20 protein-coding genes are annotated in these 24,006 nt (G+C 54.6%); 10 read left to right on the forward strand and 10 right to left on the reverse strand.

All coding sequences use genetic code 11. The annotated features are described in order from the left end of the window. Positions 1-447: 447 nt before the first annotated feature. The gene (locus Q6A51_RS24200) at positions 448-2,208 is read right to left on the reverse strand and encodes a hypothetical protein (protein ID WP_304575901.1); all 1,761 of its coding nucleotides are present in this window, start codon (positions 2,206-2,208) and stop codon (positions 448-450) included. A gap of 432 nt (positions 2,209-2,640) precedes the next feature. On the opposite strand from Q6A51_RS24200, the gene Q6A51_RS24205 reads away from it, so the two are divergent. From Q6A51_RS24205 to Q6A51_RS24220, 4 genes are all read left to right on the forward strand, one after another. Then, positions 2,641-3,720 (forward strand): ABC-three component system protein, encoded by a 1,080-nt coding sequence (locus tag Q6A51_RS24205; protein WP_304575902.1) that lies wholly within the window; start codon positions 2,641-2,643, stop codon positions 3,718-3,720. 65 nt (positions 3,721-3,785) lie between these two features. Continuing rightward, entirely contained in the window at positions 3,786-4,298 is a 513-nt protein-coding gene (locus tag Q6A51_RS24210) for a three component ABC system middle component (protein WP_192260265.1), read from the forward strand. Next, positions 4,298-6,280 (forward strand): DUF3732 domain-containing protein, encoded by a 1,983-nt coding sequence (locus tag Q6A51_RS24215; protein WP_304575903.1) that lies wholly within the window; start codon positions 4,298-4,300, stop codon positions 6,278-6,280. The genes Q6A51_RS24210 and Q6A51_RS24215 overlap by 1 nt, the downstream gene beginning before the upstream one ends. 254 nt (positions 6,281-6,534) lie before the next feature. Continuing rightward, the gene (locus tag Q6A51_RS24220) at positions 6,535-7,800 is read left to right on the forward strand and encodes a hypothetical protein (protein ID WP_304575904.1); all 1,266 of its coding nucleotides are present in this window, start codon (positions 6,535-6,537) and stop codon (positions 7,798-7,800) included. A 426-nt stretch (positions 7,801-8,226) separates the two neighbouring features. On the opposite strand, the gene Q6A51_RS24225 is transcribed toward Q6A51_RS24220, so the two are convergent. Beyond that, on the reverse strand, positions 8,227-9,177 hold the full coding sequence (locus Q6A51_RS24225) for a site-specific integrase (RefSeq protein ID WP_304575905.1): 951 nt from the start codon (positions 9,175-9,177) through the stop codon (positions 8,227-8,229). A 178-nt stretch (positions 9,178-9,355) separates the two neighbouring features. On the opposite strand from Q6A51_RS24225, the gene Q6A51_RS24230 reads away from it, so the two are divergent. Continuing rightward, complete coding sequence (locus tag Q6A51_RS24230; RefSeq protein ID WP_134722308.1) at positions 9,356-10,345, forward strand: DNA-binding protein; 990 nt, start codon at positions 9,356-9,358, stop codon at positions 10,343-10,345. 53 nt (positions 10,346-10,398) lie between these two features. Here the strand turns inward: Q6A51_RS24230 and Q6A51_RS24235 are convergent, their stop codons facing one another. From Q6A51_RS24235 to Q6A51_RS24255, 5 genes are all read right to left on the reverse strand, one after another. Next, the gene (locus Q6A51_RS24235) at positions 10,399-10,626 is read right to left on the reverse strand and encodes a hypothetical protein (RefSeq protein ID WP_134722307.1); all 228 of its coding nucleotides are present in this window, start codon (positions 10,624-10,626) and stop codon (positions 10,399-10,401) included. Positions 10,627-10,932: 306 nt separating this feature from the next. Then, positions 10,933-11,760: a toll/interleukin-1 receptor domain-containing protein gene (locus Q6A51_RS24240; protein WP_134722306.1), complete on the reverse strand. Its 828-nt coding sequence runs from the start codon at positions 11,758-11,760 to the stop codon at positions 10,933-10,935. Between the two features lie 51 nt (positions 11,761-11,811). Beyond that, positions 11,812-12,255 carry a TIR domain-containing protein gene (locus Q6A51_RS24245; RefSeq protein WP_304575906.1) on the reverse strand — a complete coding sequence of 148 codons (444 nt, stop codon included), beginning with the start codon at positions 12,253-12,255 and terminating at the stop codon, positions 11,812-11,814. Positions 12,256-12,266: 11 nt separating this feature from the next. Further along, positions 12,267-13,700, reverse strand: a complete 1,434-nt coding sequence (locus Q6A51_RS24250; RefSeq protein ID WP_134722304.1) for an SIR2 family protein — start codon at positions 13,698-13,700, stop codon at positions 12,267-12,269. A gap of 27 nt (positions 13,701-13,727) precedes the next feature. Further along, positions 13,728-14,225, reverse strand: a complete 498-nt coding sequence (locus Q6A51_RS24255) for a toll/interleukin-1 receptor domain-containing protein (protein WP_134722303.1) — start codon at positions 14,223-14,225, stop codon at positions 13,728-13,730. A gap of 373 nt (positions 14,226-14,598) precedes the next feature. On the opposite strand from Q6A51_RS24255, the gene Q6A51_RS24260 reads away from it, so the two are divergent. Then, positions 14,599-15,945: a hypothetical protein gene (locus tag Q6A51_RS24260; protein ID WP_134722302.1), complete on the forward strand. Its 1,347-nt coding sequence runs from the start codon at positions 14,599-14,601 to the stop codon at positions 15,943-15,945. 58 nt (positions 15,946-16,003) lie between these two features. Here Q6A51_RS24260 and Q6A51_RS24265 read toward each other — a convergent pair whose 3' ends face one another. Further along, positions 16,004-16,756, reverse strand: coding sequence for an SIR2 family NAD-dependent protein deacylase (locus Q6A51_RS24265; protein ID WP_134722301.1), 753 nt, complete (start codon positions 16,754-16,756; stop codon positions 16,004-16,006). Between the two features lie 125 nt (positions 16,757-16,881). On the opposite strand from Q6A51_RS24265, the gene Q6A51_RS24270 reads away from it, so the two are divergent. Next, positions 16,882-18,000, forward strand: coding sequence for a hypothetical protein (locus Q6A51_RS24270; protein ID WP_304575907.1), 1,119 nt, complete (start codon positions 16,882-16,884; stop codon positions 17,998-18,000). A gap of 460 nt (positions 18,001-18,460) precedes the next feature. On the opposite strand, the gene Q6A51_RS24275 is transcribed toward Q6A51_RS24270, so the two are convergent. Further along, on the reverse strand, positions 18,461-18,775 hold the full coding sequence (locus tag Q6A51_RS24275; RefSeq protein WP_304575908.1) for a DUF7693 family protein: 315 nt from the start codon (positions 18,773-18,775) through the stop codon (positions 18,461-18,463). A 139-nt stretch (positions 18,776-18,914) separates the two neighbouring features. Between Q6A51_RS24275 and nfsA the strand changes: the two genes are divergently transcribed. Next, on the forward strand, positions 18,915-19,736 hold the full coding sequence (gene nfsA / locus Q6A51_RS24280) for an oxygen-insensitive NADPH nitroreductase (protein ID WP_304575909.1): 822 nt from the start codon (positions 18,915-18,917) through the stop codon (positions 19,734-19,736). A gap of 107 nt (positions 19,737-19,843) precedes the next feature. Here the strand turns inward: nfsA and Q6A51_RS24285 are convergent, their stop codons facing one another. Continuing rightward, positions 19,844-21,442 carry an LA2681 family HEPN domain-containing protein gene (locus tag Q6A51_RS24285; protein WP_304575910.1) on the reverse strand — a complete coding sequence of 533 codons (1,599 nt, stop codon included), beginning with the start codon at positions 21,440-21,442 and terminating at the stop codon, positions 19,844-19,846. 229 nt (positions 21,443-21,671) lie between these two features. Between Q6A51_RS24285 and Q6A51_RS24290 the strand changes: the two genes are divergently transcribed. Both Q6A51_RS24290 and Q6A51_RS24295 read left to right on the forward strand, forming a co-directional pair. Beyond that, positions 21,672-22,832: a hypothetical protein gene (locus tag Q6A51_RS24290; protein WP_304575911.1), complete on the forward strand. Its 1,161-nt coding sequence runs from the start codon at positions 21,672-21,674 to the stop codon at positions 22,830-22,832. A gap of 127 nt (positions 22,833-22,959) precedes the next feature. After that, positions 22,960-23,991: a tetratricopeptide repeat protein gene (locus Q6A51_RS24295; protein WP_304575912.1), complete on the forward strand. Its 1,032-nt coding sequence runs from the start codon at positions 22,960-22,962 to the stop codon at positions 23,989-23,991. Positions 23,992-24,006 lie beyond the last annotated feature (15 nt).

A 24,006-nucleotide genomic window follows, 5' to 3' on the forward strand; every position in this document is an offset into this window, starting at 1 on the left:
GCTTGATGCGTCTTTAATCGGAACACTGCTGCTAAGCTTATCCACAATTGCTGGGACAGAAATCAGCAATCCGTCCTGGGTCAATTTTCAATCGGCAGGGTGGGTCAGTTTTCAATCAGCGCCAACACTTAGTCATACTTCACAGAGATGAAGCAAACACCGCGTCGAAAACCTGCGTCATGATCAAGGCGTAGGTTTTCACGCGTTTGTCGAAGCGCGGCATCACGATTCTGTGGTCAGTGATGGAGCGGTTCATCAGCGTCGCAGCCTCGGTTGTCAGGTGCTGCGCTTGCTTTAGTAGCTAGGGCATATCTTTGAGCATCATCCAGCAACCAATAGGCGTAATTCATGTCGCTGCATTTGGCAGTGGAGCAACGCCGCTGGTCACCGCCGTCGATCCCTTGCGCTCACATGAGATGCCCTGCCTCGCCAGGCCGGAACACTGGACTATCCCTCAAGAAAAGTCACGAGCTCGTCCAGAGAGGACGCCCACCGCAGCTCGTCCACTGTCATGGACAAAGCCTTCGCATCGCTTGTATAGACCGCAAATGGAGTGCAGAGCACGCCGATGATGCGCTTGTAGCGCGAGAAATCGAAATTTTCGCCCGTTGGATTTGCCGTGAGCGTATCGACAATATCACTCCAAAACTCGACGCCTTGATCCACTGTTGACGCAGCATTCCGGATAGCTCTATGAGTTCCTTGGTCGTAATCGCGGGTGTAGGGGATGCTTTTGCACGAAACAATGAGAAGGGCGTCTTTATACGATCCGATTGCGTCGATATCGGTCAGGTTTTGGCCGTGGGCTCGGAGCGTGCGTTGTCTCATCACGCGGTGTTGACTATGACCCCACTGCGTTCGGTCAATTGCATCCTGAACAACGTCCTCGAACCTGGTTGCGCGCGTGTTCGCGACGTTGCCCTGCAACTTTGGGAACTGCAGCCATGCCAGGAACCCCATGGAGGCAGCCCACATATCGATGCACATGTAGTCGTTGGTTGCTTTTGCCGGGGCTCCGTGTGCTGTAGGCCATACCTCTCCTTTGAATGTTGCGCAACCATTACGGAAGGCGCTGAAGTCGGCAGGCGCCACAAACTGTGGGAGAGCCGCTCTGATTTCGCTGCAGACTGCCGGATACTCTTCCTCGCCAAACGTGCTCCAGTGCTCAAGCTTAGTAATGAAGTAACCAAGCTCCATGGTACGAAGCACTGAGTAACGGCTGCGCTGCAGCCAGCGCCCGCCGAGCATTAGCACGATCAAACACAGTGAGGTGTGGGTGTCCACGCTTACTTCCGCCATCGCGGGTAATCGATAGAGTTCGAAAATGCGGCTTAGATCTAGAGTGCTCGGGCCAAACCTGACCATGATTTTCCCATCGTCACCGAAGTGAGCAGCATGGGCGTGGCCCTCAAGAAAGGGCTGAGGGGAAATAGAGGCCTCTTCGCTGAGCAACCCCCAGTAAGCGCAGGAAACGTCGAGCTCTGGGGCATGATCAGCTGTTGCAGATTCATCATGGGCCAGGCCTGTCTGGCTCATCACTGCGCCAAGGAACGTGCGCCGATGGCGGTCGTGGCGCTGATCATAGATTCGGACTGCGGACTCCACCAGCGCGTTTTCCACGCGCTGAGGCAGGACAGTAGGGGCAGGGCTGGCCATTGGTTTGTGGGTTAGGGGGGCCCTTACCGACCCATTCCTTGGCGTTCGTGAGGAAGTGGCAGGGAATGCATAGTCGTACCCTTTGCTCGCCAACCGGAATCCAACTTGCAAGTCATAAATGATTGTGATGAAGGCTATAAAGCGCGCGATGTGTCGTAGGGTGCTTTCGTTGACCGGAAATACGAAGCCTCGGCTTCCATAAGTCGCTGGTTCGGCTTTGCCGCTGCGATTGGCATAGCCCTCGATCAATGCTCGTGCATTAGGAGCAGTGGAAGCCAGTTCACCTTCGAATACCCTGTGTGGTAACCGACGTAGGTAGTACATCCACCGCATTGTCGAATAGGAGTTTAGGTCGGCTGCGAACGCGCTTTCCAACGCCGCCATGCACTCGGTGAAAAAGGCGCAACTATCACGAGCTGACAGAAGACCCTCAGCCCGGGCAGCGGTAAAAAAGGCATGTCGCTTGATGCAACCTTCAAGCTCTACGATGTACTTGCCAACGTCTGCCAGGAAAGCTTGATTTTGAGGTGCGTGAAGGAGAAGCGCGCTCATTTTGGTCTTCAGCTAATTCAGGAAAGAGTGAGTGTGAGTCGAGTTCCGCAAACGGTAGGTGTCTAAACCCGTAATCTGCCTGAGGTGGGGTGTTAGGTCGACAGTTAGATATCGTTATACGATGCCAGATGATCTGGCAAATGCAGGCTTGGCCGCTTGTTAGCAAATGATGGGGGAAGGGTTCTGGTTTCAAATTCTCTCCCAGTTGCGCTACCATGCTGGCGATTTGAAATCGCCCGGCGCCTTGCTTTGCTTGGAGGTCTCGCTTCAAATCCAGAAGCGGTGCAAGCATCGCGAGGGTGAGTCTTACGTCAAGGCAGGGATGAGAAACACTCAATGGGTTCGCCAACCACTCCGGCAGAGATGCAAAGTCCGCTACTGAAGTCCAGCAGGCCAGGCTCGTACCTCGGCTACTCGTTGCAGGCCACTCGGATGTGCCTGCATCTCTGCGAAGCGCCCCGCGGTTCATTTGTGGCGCTTGAAGTGCTCGATGATGTCGATGTAGTTCTGCCCGATGGTACGCGGCTGCTTGAACAATCCAAAAGCGGCCTAGCCACGAACCCGATTGCGAATTTCTCTGTCGATCTGTGGAAGACTTTCTCGAACTGGATTGAGGCTATCGAGGTTGGGGCAGTCGACCCCGCCAAGACGCTTTTCCGGATCTACGTCCTTCAAAAGAAGAAAGGGGAGTACGCCAGCGCGCTTCACTATGCCCACACCCCGGCGCAAGTCTACATGGTGGTACAAAGCATTAAAGAGGATTACGAAACCGAGCAGCATGAAGGCTGCAAGCCCTACATTGAGCGCTTTCTTGCATACGATAGGGAAAAATTGGCAGCACTCGTAATGGCCTTTGAGCTCGAAACGGGCAATGATCAATTGGTCGAAAGGATCAAGGATCATCTCGCCCTGACTGTACCCAACGAGTTCTTGGATGATGCTTGCGACACAGCTGTGGGGTGGGTGAAAAACACCTCCGACGGATTAATCAGTCAGCGAAAATACCCTGCGATCTCTCGTGATGAATTCAGCGATCGCATGTCGACGTTTAATACTCGATTCTCCTACAATCATCTTCTCAAGTACGCCCTGCCAGCGCCGCCAGCAGATGAGGTCGAAAAGAGTCGCTCCAGCGCACACATCCTGATCCGCCAGTTGGAGCTGATCGAGGAGCAGGGGGAGGGCTTGCAGGCCATGACTGATTTCCTGCACTCGAAGACCAACAAAGTGAACTGGGGGGCGAAAGGCTTGGTGTATGAGCCTGAGTTCGATGAGTTCAAGCAAAGCCTGCTCACCCAGTGGAAATTGTTCAACAAAGAGGTACGCCTGCAATCCGCTTCAGCCAGTGAGGTCGATAAGGGCCAGCTATTGCATCTGAAATGCATGGCAGCGACCGCCAAACTCAACGATGTCGACTCCCCTGGTTTTTTTGTCCGCGGGACATATCACGATTTTTCGAATGCAAAAGAAATAGGCTGGCATCCCCGCTACCGCGATCTCCTGGACGAATAAAAGCGTGTCGCGTTGTCGCGTTGCACGACAGGCTTGAAAGCTAAAAAAATCATAGGTTGGCAAGGATGGAAACCGCAGAGCTCATTAAACATCAACATTCCGTTGATGAGATATACTTGGTACAAAACCCCGCGCTCGGGGCGATCCTCATGTGGGAGTTCGTCAAGGGCTACAAGCGTCAGAGCCTAGGCAAACCACCTGCACTCCCGCTGCTCTTTATCGTCCTGCCCATCCTATTCAGTGAGGTGCTGAGAACGACCATCGGCACCACTAACCCGTCATCAGGTCTCAGGCTCTTCATCGGTAAGTTTTCCAAGAAGCAGGAGGCGATCCTGACGCTGCAGCGCCGCATGCTGATGCTGCGTCCAACTTCGCTGTCTAGCCTGACGATCGCCATTGATTGCGGGTTGCTTCAGCTCGATTATGCCAGTGCTTTGGTCGACTGCACCATCAAGCGTTACCCCCATAAGACACGCGAGAAGATCAGAGAACTGGGCAAGCTTGCGGATAAGCTCGGCGGCTGGTGTGGCGCACTCACTATTCAGGAAGTCCAGGCTGCTCTACGGATAGGTTTTTAATGAAACTTCAGATCAGAAAGCTGATTTTGTGGCCAAAAAATGGCAGGCGTTACCGGGATGTAACTTTCACTCCCGGCGCGGTCAACGTGATCAGTGGCTCGTCCAAAGCAGGTAAATCAGCCGTTATTCCCATTATCGATTACTGCCTAGGATCCGAAAAATGTGCGATTCCTGTCGGCACCATACGCAACACGTGTGCATGGTTTGGACTACTCGTCGACACCGATGAGGGTCTTAAACTGCTTGCCAGACCAGAGCCTGGAAGGCAAAAGTCGACAGATGACATGTTCCTTCTTGAAGGTGATGAGCTCAGCATTCCCACTCAAATCCAAGGTAAGAATACAAACCGCGACAGCGTAAAGAATATGCTCAACAGGCTGTCGGGCCTTCCTAACATGGGCTTTGATGAGGACATTCGCTACGGCTTCAAAAGCCGTCCCAGTTTCCGAGATCTCATGGCCTTCACGTTTCAGCCGCAGAATATCGTGGCTAACCCGGACGTCCTCTTCTACAAGGCTGACACCACTGGCCATCGCGAAAAGCTCAAAGACATCTTCCCCTTTATCCTCGGTGCAGTGACCTCCCAGACCCTGATCGCCTCCTGGGAGGTCAAGGATCTTGAGCGTCAGAAGAAGCAACTGGAATCAGAACTCAAAACGTTGGCCGATGCATCTGCTCGTCTGCGTTCAGAGGCTCGTAGTCGTTACTACCAGGCCCGCGAATATGGGCTGGTACCGATAGATTCGATGCTGTCAGATGATTGGCCTGTCGCCGTCCAGCAGCTTAGTGCGATTCTACAAAAGAGCTCACGTGACGCATCGCCCAACTACGATGCCATCAAGGCATCCATCATCAAGATCGGGGAGCTCAAAAGGCGAGAGGATGTCATCGCCGCAAACCTCTATGCAGGTCGTCAGAATTTAAAAGAGCTGACGCGCATTCAAGGTGACGCTGATGAGTACCTTACCGCGCTAGAGACAATGAAAGAGCGTCTGTCGCTTTCGAGCTGGTTACGTGGCCTGATCAAAGACGACCAGGACACCAATCCCAATGCGTTGAGATCCAGTCAGCTCTCGGCCTCCCAGCAACTTGATGCTCTGTGTACAGCACTGACGGGGATTGAAGCCCAGGCTCAAGAAACGCCGGTAATCTCCGCTTCTGTGGAAAATGAGCTCGTTCGTTTGCGAAATGCTGTTCGTGTTGACGCCGAAGAGCTAGAGGCGATCAGGGCAGAGATCAAAGCACTTGAAGCGCTAGACGCTGAAGCCAAGGGGCAAGCACTGCGTCAGTCGGACATTGACCGGTACCTGGGTAGGCTTCAGGAAGCAGTACACAACTACCAAAAGGCCCAGCAGGACGATAGCCTGGCTAAGCGTCTAGCCGATGTTGAAGAGAAACTGGGCCAGCTTGCGCCCACAGTCTCTACCGATCAGATCCGGGAGCGAACCCGCAAAATTCTCAATGCGCTAAGTGATCAGTGCGCCAAAATCACCCCGAACCTGGACGCAGAATGGAAAAGCGCCCGGATCGGATTGTCCATCACCGACCTCACCATCAAAGTGCGCCATGACGGTCGAGATGATTACTTGTGGGAGATTGGAAGCGGTGCCAACTGGCTGGCTTACCACGTAGCAATGCTGCTCGCTCTGCAAACGCTATTCATGGCCAAAAAATCAGTCGAGCACCCTGTTCCGCATTTCCTCATCTTCGACCAGCCAAGCCAGGTCTATTTCCCTGTGAAACGCGCAGCGAAAGCCGATGAAGAACACGAACTGAAGGATGAAGACCGTATAGCCGTGCGCAAAGTATTCCTGGCTTTGGCAGCTGCGGTGAGCGCCTCGGAAGGACGCCTGCAGATCATCGTCCTTGACCACGCGGACGAGGGGGTTTGGGGGAAAATCCCTGGTGTCGTTCTCACCGAGGAGTGGCGTGACAAGAAACTCGTACCGCCATGGTTCGGAGCTACTGACGAGCAGAGTTGACTCGGTAGGAAGCTGCTCAGGCCATTCATTTGCGTTCTACTTGTCCGGGCGCTTTGACCAGCAACTAGGGCGGGCACTTCAGGCATAAGTAGAACCAATGTAGCAGCCAGAACCAGAGGCCTCGCTGTTTCGAACGGAGATGCAACATGCCTACTGAAAAGGCCTGTCCGAGCCTCACGTTACTTGGCAGCTCTAGTTAAACAATGGTCATGCTACGTTGTGTCAGTAGGTTGATGTGTAGGAAGGAACCAGTAGTGCGAACTAGAGATGACCTGTCAGACTGGGTCGTGCATTTTGTGCACGGAATGAAACCTGAGTTGGCTTGGATTAACGAGGCAGGCGATACGGAGCCTATGCCAGTGGCCTTTGATGCTCACGGCAACGGCATAATATTGGAATATCAAAAATATCGACATCCCTTGCTAGATTTTGAGTTATCAGCATTCGAGGTGTTGCTCAGAATTATTGATGATGGCTATCTACAGACGTCTTGGTCGCTTCGCGAAAAGGCTAATGGTGATGTGGAGCCAACAATTTATGGTCGGCGCTCAGCACTTTGCTTTACCGAAATGCCCCTTCACGCGCTAATCGATTATCAGTCGAAGCGTGAGGGGAGTGGCTATGTAGAAAAATATGCGATAGTCGTCAAAAAACGCGAGTTTTTCGCGGCTGGCGGGCGAAAGGTAATTTCAGGTTTGTCGGCACAGCATAGAGAGCTGCATCGCCATTTAGACGATTCTTATTTTTGCCGGAACCTATCACCTGAGTGCGGGTTAGGTGAGCATGAGCAATATCGGTATGTGGCAATGAACATAGGAAGTGGGAAATATGTTGACTGGTCACACGAACGTGAGTGGCGATGGACTAAAGATTACCACGCAGACAGCTTTACGCCAGGCCTTGAACTATGGCTGGAGCAGCGAGAGTGCGATCCTAGAAGAGAGAACTCATTTTCAGAAATAATCATAATGACAGAGACGGATCATCAAGTACCCATCGTCGCGAACAAGCTTTTATCTCTTTATGATTCCGGAAGGAATGAATTTGGTATATTGTTCGATAAGCAAAGATTACGATCAACCAAGGTTACTTCATTCTCTAGAGTGGCTAGAGAAGGGGTTAGGCATATTGAGGAGCTGAGATTTCCTCTTGAAAGTCGCATCCGTGAAGTTTTTTACAGCCACGAACATATTGCTAGAGCAAAGGAGGTATATGAGATTTCCAGGCTTGCTGCCCACGAGGCTGTGCGTCAAATAACTTGTCGTGAACCGGAGGATAATTTCGATTTCTGCGGTCGGGCCGAACTGGTACTCCGGGACTCGCATAGCGAATTCGTTCAGGCGCTTGTCAGTGAAAAAATCGCGAAGGCAAGCGCTGGTGACGGTTACATTATCGAAGTAAATGACAGGAGCCTTGTTGGGCAAAGTATGTATCTGAGCATGATGGGGTGTGAAGCTGCTGGCGAGGTTTTTCTTGATGAATTGGGGTTGGATTACATAGTCAAATCATTTCCCGATTAAGTTGTACTATCGCAAAATTTTCCCAATCAGCAAAAAATTGAGGCGTTTGGCAAACTGCTGTGTGACATCGGGTTGTAAGCAGTCAACTGTCACCACCGGCTGATAGCGGCCAATTTCTGCCAATCAGCGCCCCCACAGTATTGATTAATCCCATGTAAACAAAGATCAAATAGAAGCAAGCAGGGGATCATATTGGTACAGTTACGCAACTTGCACCACATCCAGCACGGATTGAAACTTCACGCGGCGCCGAACCAGTGGTCAGTATTGCTGAGTGCGGTTGCGCGTCGGGTGAGGCGCTGTGAAGTAGCCCTTGCGTCCTCGCGCGCGAGCTTATCGTGAAGGTTCCTACTGTCGTTTGGGAGTCTACTACGACAGTTTCCATCCAGATGGCATCTTGGATCGCCATAGAGAAACCACGACGATTCAGGTTTTCTCAAGAACGTCGATCGATTGAGATTGAGCTGCCAAGTTGCCGAAGGAGTTACTGGCGTCTACATACTTCAACGCAGATTTCATGTCTCGCCACCCCACATAGGTCATCAAACCCTTGATGTCCCATCCATTAGCCGACGCCCACGTTGCAAAGCCTCTTCGCATCGAGTGACTGCTGTACGCCGCGGCAGGGATGCCCGCAGCCTCTAGAATCCGGCGCAGCAGGGGAATCAAGCTGCTGGCCCTGAAGCCACTGTCGGAAAGATTCCCCCAGCGATCGAGCTTGCGGAATATCGGCCCGTCCACGATACCTGACACGGTGCTCCAGTTGATATAGGCCTCGACCGGGCAAAGTTGCTTGAGGGCGGGGGTGTAGAAGGTGCTGCCCTGGTAGTCGCGGTCGGTCTTGGAGTAGGGCAGATAGAAGGTGATGCCAACACCGGCTTCCGCCCGAGTCGTCTCAACACGAAGGCGCGCCAGTTCATCGCTTCGAAATCCGCGCCAGAAGCCAATTAGCAACAGGGCGGAATCGCGGCGGTACCGCATCAAGCTCTGGTAATCACCGGCCTCAATGGCCTGTGCGGCTTTATTGTCCAGCCAGGCCACCACCTTCTGCAGATGACGCAACTGAAGTGGCGCAGCTTGCTTCTGCTGTGCAGGGTGAACGGCGCGAATGCCTTTAAGTATCTGCCGCACCTGAGGAGCCTTCGTCGGATCAGGGAAGCCCTGGCTGATGTGCCATTGCGCCAGCGCAGCAAGCCGTTGCCTGAGCGTGCTGAGGGCGAGAGTTTCAGCATACTCGGCCAAGTAGCGAACGATCCCCTCCGCTGTGGCGGGCAGGAAACCGCCCCACGTCAACTCGTAGTGCTCCACGGCTGCTCTGTAGCTTTTGCGGGTGTTGTCCCGCGTACCTGCCTCCAGATACCGCTTCGCCTTATCCATCACCTTAACCTACCATTCATACCCCTATCGAACACGATTCTGAAGCATTTTCGCTGATAAGAGTACATAACTCTCCATTATTTACTCTTTGTTTTTGTATTTTTATTGATCATAAAATGAGCTAAGATGTCATGTATAAACGTGTTATGTAACACATTACGAAATAGTAGGAGAGAACATGGCTCGCGGGGGCATTAACAAGGCTTTGGTGCAGAAGGCACGCGCTGCGCTGCTTGCCCGCGGCGTCAATCCGAGCATCGATGCGGTGCGCGTCGAGCTCGGAAATACGGGGTCAAAAACCACTATTTCGCGGTACATGCAGGAGCTGGAGTCCGCAGATGTGCGCCCCCAGGCTGATCCAGCTCGTCTAAGTGACGAGCTAACTGCAATGGTCAGCCAGCTTCTAAAGCGCCTGCTGGAGGAGGGCAATGCGGCCCTGGCGCAGGAGAGACTGACTCATGAGCAAAGCATCGCGGCGAGGGATCAGCGTGTTAGCGAATTGGAAGCTGAGCTCAAGAAGAGCAAGCAGGTCGTAGCTAGTCGAGACGTTGCATTGGCGGCCCAGGCTGAGGAGTTGAGAACGTCCCAGTCTTCCCTCCAAGCGGAGATCACACGAAACGCTCGCATCAGCCAAAGCTGCGCCGATTTGGAGTTACGGATACAAGAGAAGGATGAGCAGGTGCGGTCACTGGAGGAAAAGCACGCACATGCCCGTGATGCCATGGAGCATTACCGCTCCGCGATCAAGGAGCAGCGTGAACAGGATCAGCGCCGTCATGAAACACAGCTGCAGCAGATGCAGCAGGAGACCCTGCAACTCCAGCAGACCCTGATGGTTCGCCAGGACGAGCTCACTCGGCTCAATCGTGACAATGAACGCCTGCTGGGTGAGGCGCGTCAGCAGAGCAAGCTGGCACTGCAAAGCCAGGATGCGGTCAAGCAGCTGGAAGGGGATCTGGGGCTGGCGAATATGGCTACAGCCAGGGCGGAGGGTGCGAAAGAAATGCTTCAGGAGCAGTTCACGGCCGTGAGAAGTAGCAACGAAATGCTGTCGGCCGAGGCCACCGAGCTACGAGCCAAAGCCGCGGCACTTGGCGAGGAATTGTCTGCTGCAAATAAGGCCCTGGAGATTTGCCGCAGTCAGCGACCAGACACGCCTAGCGAATAACGATCACTGGAATGGTGCCGAAGTATTTGTCGTAGCCCCCGCCCCGATCGACCTCAAGGTGATTCAGGAGCGGAGGGTGAAGCCTTGACTTGATCCAGCTGGCGCTTCAATTGCTCGGCGACCACGAACACATTGTCTGCCGGATCCGGACGCTCGCTTTCATAGCCGTTGCGCGCCAAAACCGCGAATGCCTCCTCCACGGCTTTTTCCTTCGGGTTTCGATCTATGAAGGACTTCATTGTTGGCGGATCCATCAGGGGGACAGACTGATAACTGAGCATATCTCGGCTCGCTATGAAAGACAGAGCACAAACCATAGTTGAGTACCATCCCGCTGGGGAGCTGACTAGGTTGCGATTACAGAACTCGCTCGTAGGTGAGGCTGTTGATCACACCGGCCTCACACCTCCGCTCAATGGCCGATTGCACCTAGTCAGAATGTGCTAAGCCTCCAGCTCAGGCATGCACTATGGCTGTGCCAGCTGGCGACACCCTGGGATTGAGGATCAATGAAACTCGACCTACCAGCACGGACATGAATCCACGTGCAGGCAGGTCGAGCAGGGGAGCACAAAGCGCTCCAGATGCTACATCTTCAGGAGTTCACGCTTACGTTGATACTTGCCAGGCAGGTCGAAGCGGCTGTAAAGCGCATCCAGCATTGCGTCACCTTGGGTTGATGTCGGCTGCTTAACAAGCCAATCGCGTAACGTTTCACCGCCAACTTCGGGGAGATGTTCATTAAACACCTTGAAAGCGGTGACATGCTGCCTGCTTTCAAGACCAAAGCTATTGACCCCTTTCACGCTATCTAGCGTGGCGCCTTCACGCCTCTCCAAGATTCGCTTGGGTATGACATGTTGCACCTGAAAGCTGAATTGCAGCTCTGAGTAGAGCCAAGGTGAAAATGTCCTCGCTTTGTTGTTAAAGACCAATGGCACAGATTTCTCTGACCGCACAAATACGAACATTTCAGCCCGTGCGATCGTGCGATGAAGGGCGCCAGCCAGCATCATGTGAACATCAGCATGAACTCGGTGGATGTGATCATCCTTCGATTCTCCATCCGATGGCCGGGTCTGAGCGATGATCTTGTTGACCAGATCGCCAAAGAAACCCCACACCGTCGAGTCGACAAATACTTTCAACCCATGCTCACCTAGCGCCAACGCCAAGTCGACGGCATGGCGCTGATCAGCATGGGAGTGAGAGAGGAATACGTCGTAATCCGCCTCCGGAAAGATCTTCTTCGACAAGGCTTCAGCATCCAGGACGATGCGCTGGTTGTAGGAGCCAATTATGAACAGTGCGAGGTCGTCGATACGACTTCTAGCGCCCTGAATGTAGCGGCTGACGCCCAAGCCCGATAACGGATTGGTGGTCTGGTAATTCTCGATCTCGAAGCCTACGTACATCAGACAATCCCTATTCTAAAGAGAGAGGCGCCATTCGGCGCCTCGTCGGTGTCACGGTTTACCGGCCGCCCTAGCAGCTGCTTCCACCCACTTGCCTAGGTTTTCCCGGCCATCATGGTTGTTCCACTGGTAGTGCGGCGCTCCGGGAACGCGAAGCCCACAGCAAGCTGTCGTGTTGCCTTTGAGATCGGCTATCTTGCTGATGTCGATGGTCAGGATGCCATTGCCACGCGCAATGCTCTGCTCGATCTCGTATTTCACCCACTTGCTCTTGTCCGTGGTTGCCCCAACGAGAACGACGGTTACGCTGGTGCCATGCAGCTGATCATTGATCCATTTCTTGATGGCGGCATCGCCCTGGCGCTCCACTTCTTCGAAGTCAGCCTTGTCGATAAAGCCAACCTTTTGATCCGAAGCGATGACGTTGCTGTTACGCACGTTCATCGCGCGGTGTACATCCTCGTACTGAAAGCTGAAGAATACTTTTCTTGCCATGGTTATCGTCCTTAGATGAGCGGCAGCAGGGTCAGGATGACGTCGTGAGCACGCGCAAGGTCGGTACCTTCCGCGCCCAACTCCTGCAGCAGGGGGGTGATTTTCTTGCCGTGTTCGTACTTCGTCTCGTCATAGGCAGCCATCACCTCTTTCCAGAGGTCTGCCGATATCGAGCCGGTGATGCCTACAGGGATGACGAAAACGCCGCCGGCTACCGCCAGATCAAACTCTTCACGCATGCCATTCGACAGCACGACGTCACCGTTCGGGTTCAGCTTGTTCCCAAAGAGGAAGAGGGCAATGCCGGTATGGGCGAGCATGTCGCGCCGGTACTCTGTCCACAGCTCCTTCAGAGGCCGCTCCCCTGATTGGCTCTGCGGGAATGGCCGTAGAATCAGCTGGTCGCTATCCAGGCGATGGCCGTTCATGAGGGTCTGCTCAATAACACCTGAGATCACAGCGCTGCCGATACCCAACCCAAATCCGGAGATCACCCGGTATTGCTCTTTGCTGATGGCCTTGCTCAGCTTGTAAACGAAGTGCGTGGACTCACTCTCTGTCCATGGGCGGTAGTCATGGGCCGCGCCGGAAATGAAGATGGTCTTGCGCTTATGGCGATGCTCAATTTCCTGCAGAATCGCTGTAATTTCTTTGAAATCATCGACGTAAACTGCCTTGATGCCGAAGCGAAGCAACTCCTGCTTGAACAATTCTTCCTTGCGCACCCGATACTCGAAATCAGCTTGGGGTTCGTCTTTTTCCTGGCTGACCTTTCGCAGAATGCAGTAGTGCTGTCGCTGGTGCTTCGCATACTGGATGCGCACCCGGCTAAGGATGTAGTCGAGGTTTGGGTCGGTGAAGCTAAAGCCCAAGAACAAGAATGTCTTGGCAATGAGATCGCCACTGAGCGCGGTGATGTAAGGCTGCATCTTGACGTGATAACGCTCATAGTCATCGCGAATCAGCACCGCTTCTGAAGCATGCTCCACATCACCATGCATTTTGTACACGACCGCGTCACGCTTGGGCTTAGTCGTGGCCAACTGCTTGACCGTGTGTTTGACGTCAGCGACCTTTTCGTTCTCCCCAAGCGCAGTTTCAATCAACTTATCGTAATTGGTCGTCCAGTAGGTCTGGATAGGCAGCCTGGCCAGGATCTCGTGGTTAACTGTGACTTTCACCTTGGTCGAGAACTCGGTCACGAGCATCTGGTCTAGCTTTGAACGGTTGGCGCCATTCGCGTTGGCGTGGTACTGCGCCAGCGCCACCAGATCTGTTTCCCTATCGATATCCAGATCCAGCTCATCGGCAATTGGTTTGAGCAGCGTTTTCCAGTTCACGAACCCGGCCCCTTGGGAGAAGCCTGCGCCAGCGAAAATGGCCAGATTACCCTCGGCCATTTCCTTGGAGAGGGTATCAACCAGCCGCAAATGTTCCCTTTTCATTCTTTTGCGCTACCGAACAGATTGGAGTTAGAGGTTTCGCACCCACGTGCCCTTGCCCTTGGTATCAAAGAGGGCAAGGCCAGAGCCGTGTTTGTCGACGTCAATTTTGTTGTAAAGGCTCAGATACTCGTTGCCATGAAAGTGGCCCTGGTTGTCCGAGGTAGGAATGATTGCGATGCGTTCATGAGCTTTTTTCCCATCAGCGAAACCGATCTCCCAAGGGCACCATCTCGACGCCATGGAATTCTGGGTCGCGAGGAAGAGAAACCAGTCAGCCTGAACGATTGCTACCTTGATGTTGAACGCGGTTTCACCGTCCGGTATCGCAGGCATCGTGTTGTCCTGCCAATCGATGTAAACGTCCCATCCCGCTTTCTTGAGCATTTCCTGCAGTCCCAAGGCAAGCTGTGCGTCCTGATGGCTGTGACTCAAGAAGGCAGTAGGTTGCCCAGGACGACGGCTGGAGTAGGCCTGGGCGGAGCGACTAAAGCTTGTGTTGCGCAAATCTGACTGGCGAATCGGCATAAGGCTTTCCTTGCAGTTGGCGGGTAAAATGCCAGCTTTCGGGAGTCGCCTCAAGCATGCGTAGTGGGTGGGGCAGCCCTTGGTTAAGCATTGATTTGAAACTACGCGAAAGGGAACGCCGCATACTTCGCGGCTTAGCGGCCGGACAATCATTTGTGCTGATAATCGCTCTGCGACCAAAGTATTAGAACTTGGTCACTCGCTAACCTGATTGTGCCTGATAGGCAATGCCTCACGCATAACCTCCGCGATGATGCGCGCTTCATCTTATTTGTAACTGTTCTTGTCTGTGGAGTGGCCTAAGGACGCGATAACCATTGTCTGCAGCTACCATTGCCAAACTTTTCTACAGCGCTGCAGCGCAAGGAAGCGAATGCGAACCCTCGATCACTGGGCCCATCGGCTGTTACAGGTTCCGCTGCTCATCGAATGCCCCTCTATGCAAGTCATTGGCTATGACCATGAGGAACCACTGTTCATCGGGCCAGGCCACATTTCCATCACGTCCCGCACGGAGATGGAGTTTGTGATGCATGGGAAACCTACCGACGCGCAAAAGGCTTACAAGCGCCTCATGCACGCCAATGAAAATCCGTTCGTCAACTTGGATCAACTTAGGGTTCTTGCCATCGACTACGAAGGCGTTGAATGGAACTGCGGATGGGCAGACGTTCGGATGGGAGATACGGCGCAGGGCATCTGGCGTCTTTCTGGAAGCTTACAGGCAATGATGACAATGGCCTCAGGTACGAGGGTGAGGCGCGAGGCAAGTGTAGAGGTCGTCTACGACGCCTGGTTGGACGTGCCAATCCCGTTGCTGACGCGTAAGGCAGTGCGTGAACGCGCTGACTCAATGTTCTCCTCAGGTGATGGCGTAGGTCAGCAGCACATCGTTGAAGTCGAAGGCGGGAGGATAGCTTTCAGTCAGACTTGGAATGATCATCGGCTGTGGGTGAGCGCCTCCGGATTCGAGCCATTGCCCGGCGTCTTCCTGGAAAATTGGATCGGAGAGCCCCTCAACATTCTCCTCGGCCAGCTGGTCTACCCACGTCTGATTGCGCGAAATATGGGCGATGGTACTGCGCTGGTGGCGTTGAGAAATGTTTCAGAGCACGCTGCTGACACAAGAATTTCATCGTTACTTTGCCAATCCAAGCGACGACACAGCGAAGCGTTCTGGGAGATGTACCGACTGCTTATGTCGATGATCATCAGGGCCGGCCAGGAAAAGACCGAACCGAATCTAGAGATGCACCCGTTGACTCACTTCTACCAGGAAATTGCGCAGGCGACGACTGGCTCGCACTGGGTTTTGTGTATGACCTTGGCCAGCGCGATCGAGGGCGTGACGAACTTGATGTTCCCAGCGCCGAAACAGGTACGGGTTCCTGATGATGAAGCCGATGCATGGGAAACCTCCATCAGAAGCTTAGAGGCCCATGTTTTGAGCTGGGAAGGGGAAAGAAAGCTGCGCGAAAGGCTTATGGACTCACTTCGGCTCGTACGGGCAAAGGGTGTGGTTCAGCGGCTTAAACCGCTAGTGGACAGTGGCACCATTGACAAAGAACACCTTGAGGCTTGGCGCCGCGTACGAAATAGCGTGATGCACGGCAACTTGGTCTCTCCCTGGTTGACCGAGGAGCTTGAGCAAAAACTGAATCGCCTGGCGGAGCTAACTCACAGGTTGAGCGAGGCCTACATACGGCAGTGCGCAGAGTAGCCCGCGCCGCGTCCTCACCTTTTGGTTCCTACCAAGTAACACACATGCACAGCTTAGATCAGCCGAAAGCCGCAGAAATCAAAGGCTGCATCATCTGGGTGGCCGGCCCTTGCAGGAAATGCTCATCCGCGCTGATCTCGAACGGTACTGGATTGATGTGCACCACCGTCGCCCCCTTACCCAATGCGCGGAGCGGCAGCTCTGCCGCGGGGAAGACCATGCCGGAAGTCCCTATCGATAAGAACAGATCACAGTCCTCTGCTGCTGCAAGCCCAGCATTCCAAGCACGCTCAGGAAGCATCTCGCCAAACCACACAACACCAGGGCGAATGAGGCCGTTACACCCTTCGCACCTTGGAGGATCGAGGCGCTGGCCATTCTCGGACAGCTCTTGGACGGCCAGAGTCAACTCGTATGCAGCACCGCAGTCGAGACATCGCGGTGCGTGCAGACTTCCATGAAGGTGAATGACACCCTCACTTCCGGCTCGCTCATGAAGGTCGTCGACGTTCTGAGTCACGACGGTCAGCTTTGGAACGTAATCCGCAAGCTTCGCGATAGCCAGGTGTGCCGCATTTGGCGTGGCCTGAAGCACCTTTGATCTACGCCATTCATACCAGCCCCAGCACAGGCTAGGGTCTGCTCGGTACGCCTCCGCTGTCGCCAATTGGGCGGGGTCGAATCGCTCCCACAGCCCTGTTAACGCATCGCGAAAGGTAGGAATGCCGCTCTCAGCGGAAACGCCGGCGCCGGTGAAGACTGTCACGTGACGCGCCTGGCGCAGCCGCTCTGCAACAGAGTTAATGACCATGGTGTAATTCCTACAGAGTCGCTTTGCGATCGAGGTTAGCCGACTAAGCAGTTAAGTACGAATGTACATTGGTGCGAGTCCAGCTTAGAAATTCTCCTTCTCGTCAGGTCGCTCAAGGAGACCGCATGTATAAGAACGTGAGTTTTTCGGCCCGCGAGCTATTCGATCGAGCCTGGTCTACACCGGTTCTGAGGCTGGCGCGGGAGATTGGTGTTTCAGATGTCGCGCTGAGCAAGGCATGCAGGAAGGCAGGCATTTTATTGCCGCCTCGTGGACATTGGGCCAAGCCCGCCGAGAACCGCCCCAGCAAGCCCGCTCCGCCGAACTCTACCGAGCTGATTACGTTTCGCGTATTGGACAGGACGATGCTACCTCCAGCGCCGCCCAAACCGCCCAGCACTCCCAAGCTAGAGAAACTCAGTGTGCCGGACAAGTTAATAGACCCCCACCCGCTGATGCGTAAATGGCTCCAGGCTGTGAGGGCTGCGAAGGATGTTGAAGGACGGGTGGATCTACGGCGCGAGCGGGTGTTGTATACCCGTATTTCGCGTGACATGGTCGATCGCGCTGCATTGCTTCTGGACGCCTTGATAAAAGACAGCTCAAAACGCGGATGCATTTGGGCGGTGGATGATCACAACCGAACCACGGTAACGTTCGACAGGGAGATGGTTTACGTGACCCTGCGAGAGCGTATTGCAAAAGCGGTGAAACCTCCGCCACCCCCAGAGCCCCAGCCCAAGCGGCGCCGGATGCGTGAGCCGGTGATGTGGTTGGGGCGACGGGAAATCTACGTCTATAGCTCGACTGGCGAATTGACGCTGATTGCTCAAGAAAAGCCAGACTTAGGGTCGCAGAGGAGCTGGACAGACAGTAAGACGGGCCACCTGGAAGACAAACTTCATCAGTTCTGTACAGGTCTCGCCAAAGTAATAGAGCGGATGAGGGCGTATCGGGCGAGCATGGAGGAGTGGCGCCGTCAGCGTGAGAGTGAAGAAGCCATTCGACGCCAAGCCATCATGAAAGCAGAGCACCAGCGAGCGCTGCAGCTGCGTTTAGTGGAGAACATGGAGAAGTGGGAGCAAGCGGTACGCCTGAGAAGGTTCATTGATGCCGTAGCAGCTGGCATTGGCGAGGTCAGCGAGGAGGAGGGGCGTCATGTGAAGGCGTGGGTGGAGTGGGCGAGGGAGCACGTCGATGTACTCGACCCTCTGGGCAAAGACGCCACCACCTCGCTTGACTGAGCAAACCCAGAGGGCCGCTGCTCTTTTGAAAGAGCGCTCATAGGTGGCGCCCTCAGGCGGCCGAGCTTGCTCCGCGCCTGGTTAGGATAATTGTCGGAATGGCAAGTCAGATTGACTGTAAACCACTTTTTCACACTGTAAACCAAGCTGGTTAACTGTATAGAAAGCAGGTTTACAGGTCTACGATTGGCTTCGGTTCACGGGTGGCTTGGCTGGCCGGCTAGCATCGCCTATCTGCGAAAGAGCTCCAGTACCGACTCATCGCAATCCGCAGCATCTGGTCGCAAAGCAGTCGACGACAATCAATGCTAGGCACAACCTCATGCCACGAGCTGAGATACAGCCAGAAAGAAGCGATCTTGCACGGCTCGTGCCGGCGAAGGGCAAACACCGATGTTCAAACTCAGGTCGGCGCTGCTACAACACCTGCTAGCGCAGTCAGCCGGTCTCCCATGGCCGACTACGCGACGCCCAACAGCTTTTCCAGCTGCGCATGTTCCCAGGTGCTCAGCAGCTCTACAGGATCAGTGCTGTACGACTGCATCGAGTCGAAAACGTAGGCTCGCCCCTCTGGGCTGTAACAGCTGTCGCAATAGTCAAGCGTGTCGCAGTCGTTATAGAACGTGAGCACCCAGCCATCGGCCTCGACTGTCATCAAACCGCAGTAGATTTCAGCCCACGACTCCTGACCTAGTCGTCTCATGCTACGAACCCCGAGAGCGATGTCCCGCAGGATCTGATAAGCCTCGCGGGCTGTCAGTGGTTTTGCTTCCAAAAGAACGGTACCTGTATCTGGGTGTTGTCGGTCTATCCGTGTCCGACCTGGGCTGACCGAATGGTAAATGAAACCTCGCGTGTTGAGCGTGTTGCGCGGGCATCAATTTGGTAGCCTTCGGCCCTTTTGGAGCACACTCATGAAAGCCGATCCCCAGTCCAAGCTCAACGCCCGCTATGGCGCCCCTGACATTTCGCCGGCCACCCAATGGAATGAGGTCATCGAGCAACTGCTGGATCACCGGAGCGTCCGGGCGTTCACTGATCAACCTCTGCCCGAAGGCACGATCGAGACCCTGGTCGCAGCCGCTCAGTCCGCTTCTACGTCTTCAAACCTGCAGGTCTGGAGTGTTGTCGCTGTTCAAGATGTCGATCGTAAGAAGCGCCTGTCGGCGTTGGCGGGCAATCAGGCCTATATCCATCAAGCCCCACTGTTCCTTGTATGGCTTGCAGACCTGTCTCGAGTCTCGCGCATCGCGGAGCAGGCAGGGGTAGAGCTGGAGGCGCTGCCGTACTTGGAAAGCTTGCTGCTCGGCACGATCGATGCAGCTTTGGCAGCTCAGAACGCTGTGGTTGCTCTGGAGTCGTTGGGGCTTGGCAGCGTATACATTGGTGGTATCCGTAATGACATTAAAGGGGTCGCAAAAGAGTTGGGGCTGCCGCCACAGGTCTATCCCGTCTTCGGCCTCTGCGTCGGCTACCCATCACCTGACCAACCTGCAAAGGTAAAGCCGCGGCTGCCGCAGCAAGCCGTATTGCATCATGAAACCTATTCGATCGCCGCCGAGGAGGGCGTCCTCTCGGAATACGATGCGCGCCTGGGTGCGTTCTATCAGCGCGAGGGGATGAAGGCTTCCGGCTGGTCGGAGCAAGTGGTCAGCAGACTCCGGAATGTTTCTAGCCTGCATGGGCGTGAGGAGCTTCTGGGTGAGCTGGCGCGGATGGGCTTTGGGCTGCGGTAAGGCTCATCGTAGGCTTGCTGAGCCCTTCAGCTTGGGTGCCGCTCGCTAGGTTTTCTGATGTGGCCGCGGGCGGCTCAAGACGGTTCTTCATCGTATGGGCGCTGGTCTCAGGTTTTGAGATCGTCCGGGTAGTCTTCGACTGGCAACTGGCCAACCGGGCCCTCAGGCTTATGCTGCGATTCCTCAAAGTGCATTGCCAGGCACAGATAGATCAGCGCGGCCCTGGACAGCTTCAGCATCAACAGGCTCTTTGCGGCGAGGTCATCCCTGTCGAGCACAAATGCCAAGTGATCAGCCCAGAGCTCTGAGGACTCGCCAATCCAATGGCAAGAATCCACGATTTTGGCGTACTTGTGCTCAAGGTGGTTTCTCAATTCATCAAGCGCCTGAGCATCAGGTCGAGCTACGTCCTTCAGCTCCTTGGAGTAGATGTCTTGGGATACCCAATAAAGCGCGCGAAGCGGAAGATTCCGGGTGAACATGAATTCATCACGCACAACCCGCGGCTGGAGAAGACGACCATTTTTGTCCGATTTGAACCATACAGTCCGGAAGCCTACCAACTTTTCGGGTATGCCCAGCTTCCAATAGGCATTGATAAAATAGGCAGCCTTATCCAGCAACGAATAGGCGCTGCGATAGGCAGTCTTGATATGCTCCAGACCCATGCCATAGAGCGCGTAATCGCAATTGAAGGCAAGTGACATGCCCCTGTCTGCCACATGACCGGGTTTGGCGTGTTCCCCTAGGTAAATACAATGACGGGCGAACCCGTACTCCTGCTTCAGCTGGTTGTAAAAGCCTAGGTACGTGATTCCAGCGTCGGCGTTATGATCGGGTAACCTCAGTACGTCTTGAGCGGCGGCGGGGAACGCTCCCAGGTCGTTCATGGGATTGAGGAATAACTCTTCCTCAAGGCACCATCGCCGGTAACGCCGCTCCTCCTTCGAGGAGCCGAGGCTGTGCTCTAACAGCTCTGCGTCATCATCGTCGTCGACGGACTCGGCTAGCCTGGCGTGATGCCATTTGAAAAACTCTATCGCTTCAGGATAGGTAGCGCCATCACGGCCCACTCCACCCGCGATGGCTAACTCCAGCTTGCGCCGTGCATGCACAAGGAGCCAATAGGTGTGACCAGGGTCGTATAGCGCCTTGCCATATTGAGCCAAGCCAATGCCAAGGTTGCCCAGGGCCATACCCAAGATCGGATTGTCCTCCAAGGCGTTACGCCACTCCCTAAGCGCCTCAATCCATCGGCCACACACCTTGAGCGCATTGCCCAGATTGCAATGGATTCTGGAGCGAATCATTGGTGCCAGCTCTTTAAACCCGGAATGTTGTATGGAGGCGCGGAGGAAATAAAGCTGTTTGAGCAGAGCAGGGTGTTCAAGGGTATCGTCCTCCCATGACTGCACTTCCAGCTTCCTCAGCGCGGCCCATGCGTTGGAACACGAGTAGTAAACGAGGCATCTGTTCTCCGGCTCGACGCGCGAAGCCACAAAGTCCACTAGCTCCGTCGCATGCCGCAAGATGCCGTCATCGGCGCCATCATCTGCAGCATCGATCAATGAGTCATAGAGGCGTCGAAGACGAGGAGCGTCGCTTGGGCTACCGAGCTGTTCGTTCAATGCCTTCAGAAGGTGAGAGCGGTCGTCTGCGTGGGGGTCATAACCCTCCTCAGCAAAACGGCGAGCGAAATCGTCCATGGGCAATCACTGCGATGAGGAGATGACTATCTTAGCTACCTTGAAAACAAACTGCGTAGTCAAAAGTTTGCCATGTCAGCGTTAATTGGATGGCTCATGCACGAACATCGAGCTGGACGACCCGCAACATTGATCCTGAGGCGCTCACTGCTTCGACAGTTACCAGCCCCGTTGAGCACTGATCGGCGGGCTAAGATCATTCAACGTGTGACAAATTAGGGGCGCAACTATGGCAGTAGTGTTCTTTCTACCCTGGGTGGCTGCTGCCGAAGAGCAGCGAATCGCAGATATGCGCCTGATCCCGTACGAACGGGGTCGTTTGCCTGGTGAGGTCTTGGGCATCCCGCAAATAGCTTTCGACGGTGTCCTTGGCAATTACGGCGACCGGGGATTCGGATCTCACCCCTCTCAACCGATACATCAGGCGGCGCTCATCATCTGGGATGATGACACACCTGGACTGGAGGTTTCAGACGCTCAGATCCAGCAGCGATTGGTACAGAGCTCCTACCTCGCATTCTCCGCCATGGCAGCCCGATCGCTATGTTCAACGTTCGGGTATTACAACGCCGACACTCTCCAAGTTGTGGCGCAGCGGTTCGATGTCGCCTCACCGGGTCATTCCTGTATGACCACGCGCCGGCGTGACGGTGGAACACAAAACATGTTGGCGGGGAGTGGGGGGCTCAAGTTCATTCGGCCTTACCACGTCGTCGACAACCGCACGCAGATCTCGCTCGACACGCCACTGCTCGAAGCGTTACTCAAGCTACCTAATGGGGAGCATAAGGAACGCATCGACGAGGCGGTGGTTTCCTTCCTCAGAGCAAACACCGATGCCACATCCATGGATGAGCGATCTGAGCTGATCCTGATGAGGATTGCCATAGACACGCTACTCAATGTCCCACATGACAAAGCCGCCTTCCGCATGGCTATCAACGAACACTTCGATGAGCTACCGAACCCTCCCATTTGGCATAAAGGGAACCTAGACGAATCGTGGTGGCGCGAGCACTGGGACAAAAACGTCAATCGCCCGCTCGACGCCTGGGTTCACGATTTCTGTGCCGCTCGAAACGCCGCAGCTCATGGCCCCGCAAATGGTGAGAAGGGAAGCATCTGGCCTCGCCACAATCACCTCATTTTTTCCGCCTGGTTATTGCCCCTGATCGTCAAGAAGCTGCTTTACCAAGCGGGGCTTTACGAGTTCAGCGCCGAAGACAAGGTTGCCCGGGCGGGATTTGAGGTTTTTCTGGCCCACGATCTGCTGGCTGTCACCGAAGAGGAGGGGACAAACATTTGGTGGCAAATAGCGGAGTCTGAGCTTTTTCAGCCTTTGCTTGCTGAGCAATTGCGGCAAGCGTTGAGTGAGACGTCTGGAGAGTGAGCGAGCATCGTTTGCGAGGCTTATGGCTCCCGCTGTGGTCGTGTGTGGCTAGGCGCTGAGCATCGAGTACACTATTCGGAATGTGCGTCCGCATTCCAGCACGCTCAAATTTCCCAAGGAGTAGGAGATGGGCATTTTTAGCTGGCTGTTCAACAGGCCCAAGGCCGTCAAATTCGATTCCGCAACAAAGCACCAGCCCGCTCAGGCTCCATCCCTGGTCGCTCAGCCAGAGCTCCGGGCTACCCCTCAGATCCGACGTGGCAAGCATTTTCTCCGAATCGAGTCGCTTGACTTCTCAGGCGTCTATCAACTGTCCAAGTCCAAGAAGTGGGCGATCGCTTGGCGAGACTCTGATCCGTCAGCCGGTCGGGGAGGTCACAGAGAATCCGGCTTAGGGGCCTACGTGCTTGCAGATGTGAGCAGCGGTACCGTTGCCTGCCATGGGAGTATGCCTAGGCCAAACAATGGCCACGTGTGTGACACCGGCGTGTTTTGCCTGGAAGATTGGCATTTTGGTAGCACACTGTCTGGAACGTTCAGCGTTTTCGATCCCAGTGGTTCTGTGATCCTCGCTAAAGATCTAACGGCCAATATCTTCACCAGCGGAATTTCTAGGCACGGGAAATACGCATTCTGCGCCACCGCCAACAGCCCAACCGAGCATGGAAACAAGGTGTTCCTATTTGACCTGGCCAATCGGGTCGAAATGTACAGCGTCACGCCCAAGGCCGGATGGCCTGACAGCTACGAAGTGGACGAGGGTACCGGGGAACTCATGGCGTTGTTCAAGGACATGGGAAGCTTCCGGTACAGCGTTCACGGCCAATTCATGGATGCTGATCAGCTTGGCGATGCCAACCTCAATTCCCCTCGTTACGACCGCATCATCCTCGCTGCAGAAAAAATTCTAGGGGAGGGCAACCTAGCAGACGAGCGCATCCAGGAAGTCCTGACCGCGGTGCAGCGTGCCCGTTCGCTCGGCGCCGATGAAAACCCTGCCTGGAAACCCACAGCGCTCAAAGTCCAAGGGCTTGCACACGAGCAGCTGGGCCAGTACCCCGAAGCAGTCCAGGTCTATGAGGAAGCGCTGGCTTTGAATCCAAAAATTGGCGTTAAGCGCAGGCTGGCTTCAGTGAGTAAGCGGATCGAGGCTGAGTAATAGGGGCCGTGACCC

The organism is Pseudomonas serbiensis, from assembly GCF_030580745.1.
In the GTDB taxonomy this organism is placed as follows: domain Bacteria; phylum Pseudomonadota; class Gammaproteobacteria; order Pseudomonadales; family Pseudomonadaceae; genus Aquipseudomonas; species Aquipseudomonas serbiensis.

Coding starts and splice junctions, on each gene's coding strand:
- Q6A51_RS24235 (WP_134722307.1), bottom strand. CDS start 10,626: ATGCTCAGTTATCAGTCTGTCCCCCTGATGGATCCGCCAACAATGAAG.
- Q6A51_RS24225 (WP_304575905.1), bottom strand. CDS start 9,177: ATGGATAAGGCGAAGCGGTATCTGGAGGCAGGTACGCGGGACAACACC.
- Q6A51_RS24265 (WP_134722301.1), bottom strand. CDS start 16,756: ATGGTCATTAACTCTGTTGCAGAGCGGCTGCGCCAGGCGCGTCACGTG.
- Q6A51_RS24215 (WP_304575903.1), top strand. CDS start 4,298: ATGAAACTTCAGATCAGAAAGCTGATTTTGTGGCCAAAAAATGGCAGG.
- Q6A51_RS24240 (WP_134722306.1), bottom strand. CDS start 11,760: ATGTACGTAGGCTTCGAGATCGAGAATTACCAGACCACCAATCCGTTA.
- Q6A51_RS24250 (WP_134722304.1), bottom strand. CDS start 13,700: ATGAAAAGGGAACATTTGCGGCTGGTTGATACCCTCTCCAAGGAAATG.
- Q6A51_RS24260 (WP_134722302.1), top strand. CDS start 14,599: ATGCGAACCCTCGATCACTGGGCCCATCGGCTGTTACAGGTTCCGCTG.
- nfsA (WP_304575909.1), top strand. CDS start 18,915: ATGAAAGCCGATCCCCAGTCCAAGCTCAACGCCCGCTATGGCGCCCCT.
- Q6A51_RS24230 (WP_134722308.1), top strand. CDS start 9,356: ATGGCTCGCGGGGGCATTAACAAGGCTTTGGTGCAGAAGGCACGCGCT.
- Q6A51_RS24255 (WP_134722303.1), bottom strand. CDS start 14,225: ATGCCGATTCGCCAGTCAGATTTGCGCAACACAAGCTTTAGTCGCTCC.
- Q6A51_RS24200 (WP_304575901.1), bottom strand. CDS start 2,208: ATGAGCGCGCTTCTCCTTCACGCACCTCAAAATCAAGCTTTCCTGGCA.
- Q6A51_RS24290 (WP_304575911.1), top strand. CDS start 21,672: ATGGCAGTAGTGTTCTTTCTACCCTGGGTGGCTGCTGCCGAAGAGCAG.
- Q6A51_RS24285 (WP_304575910.1), bottom strand. CDS start 21,442: ATGGACGATTTCGCTCGCCGTTTTGCTGAGGAGGGTTATGACCCCCAC.
- Q6A51_RS24270 (WP_304575907.1), top strand. CDS start 16,882: ATGTATAAGAACGTGAGTTTTTCGGCCCGCGAGCTATTCGATCGAGCC.
- Q6A51_RS24295 (WP_304575912.1), top strand. CDS start 22,960: ATGGGCATTTTTAGCTGGCTGTTCAACAGGCCCAAGGCCGTCAAATTC.
- Q6A51_RS24205 (WP_304575902.1), top strand. CDS start 2,641: ATGTGCCTGCATCTCTGCGAAGCGCCCCGCGGTTCATTTGTGGCGCTT.
- Q6A51_RS24210 (WP_192260265.1), top strand. CDS start 3,786: ATGGAAACCGCAGAGCTCATTAAACATCAACATTCCGTTGATGAGATA.
- Q6A51_RS24245 (WP_304575906.1), bottom strand. CDS start 12,255: ATGGCAAGAAAAGTATTCTTCAGCTTTCAGTACGAGGATGTACACCGC.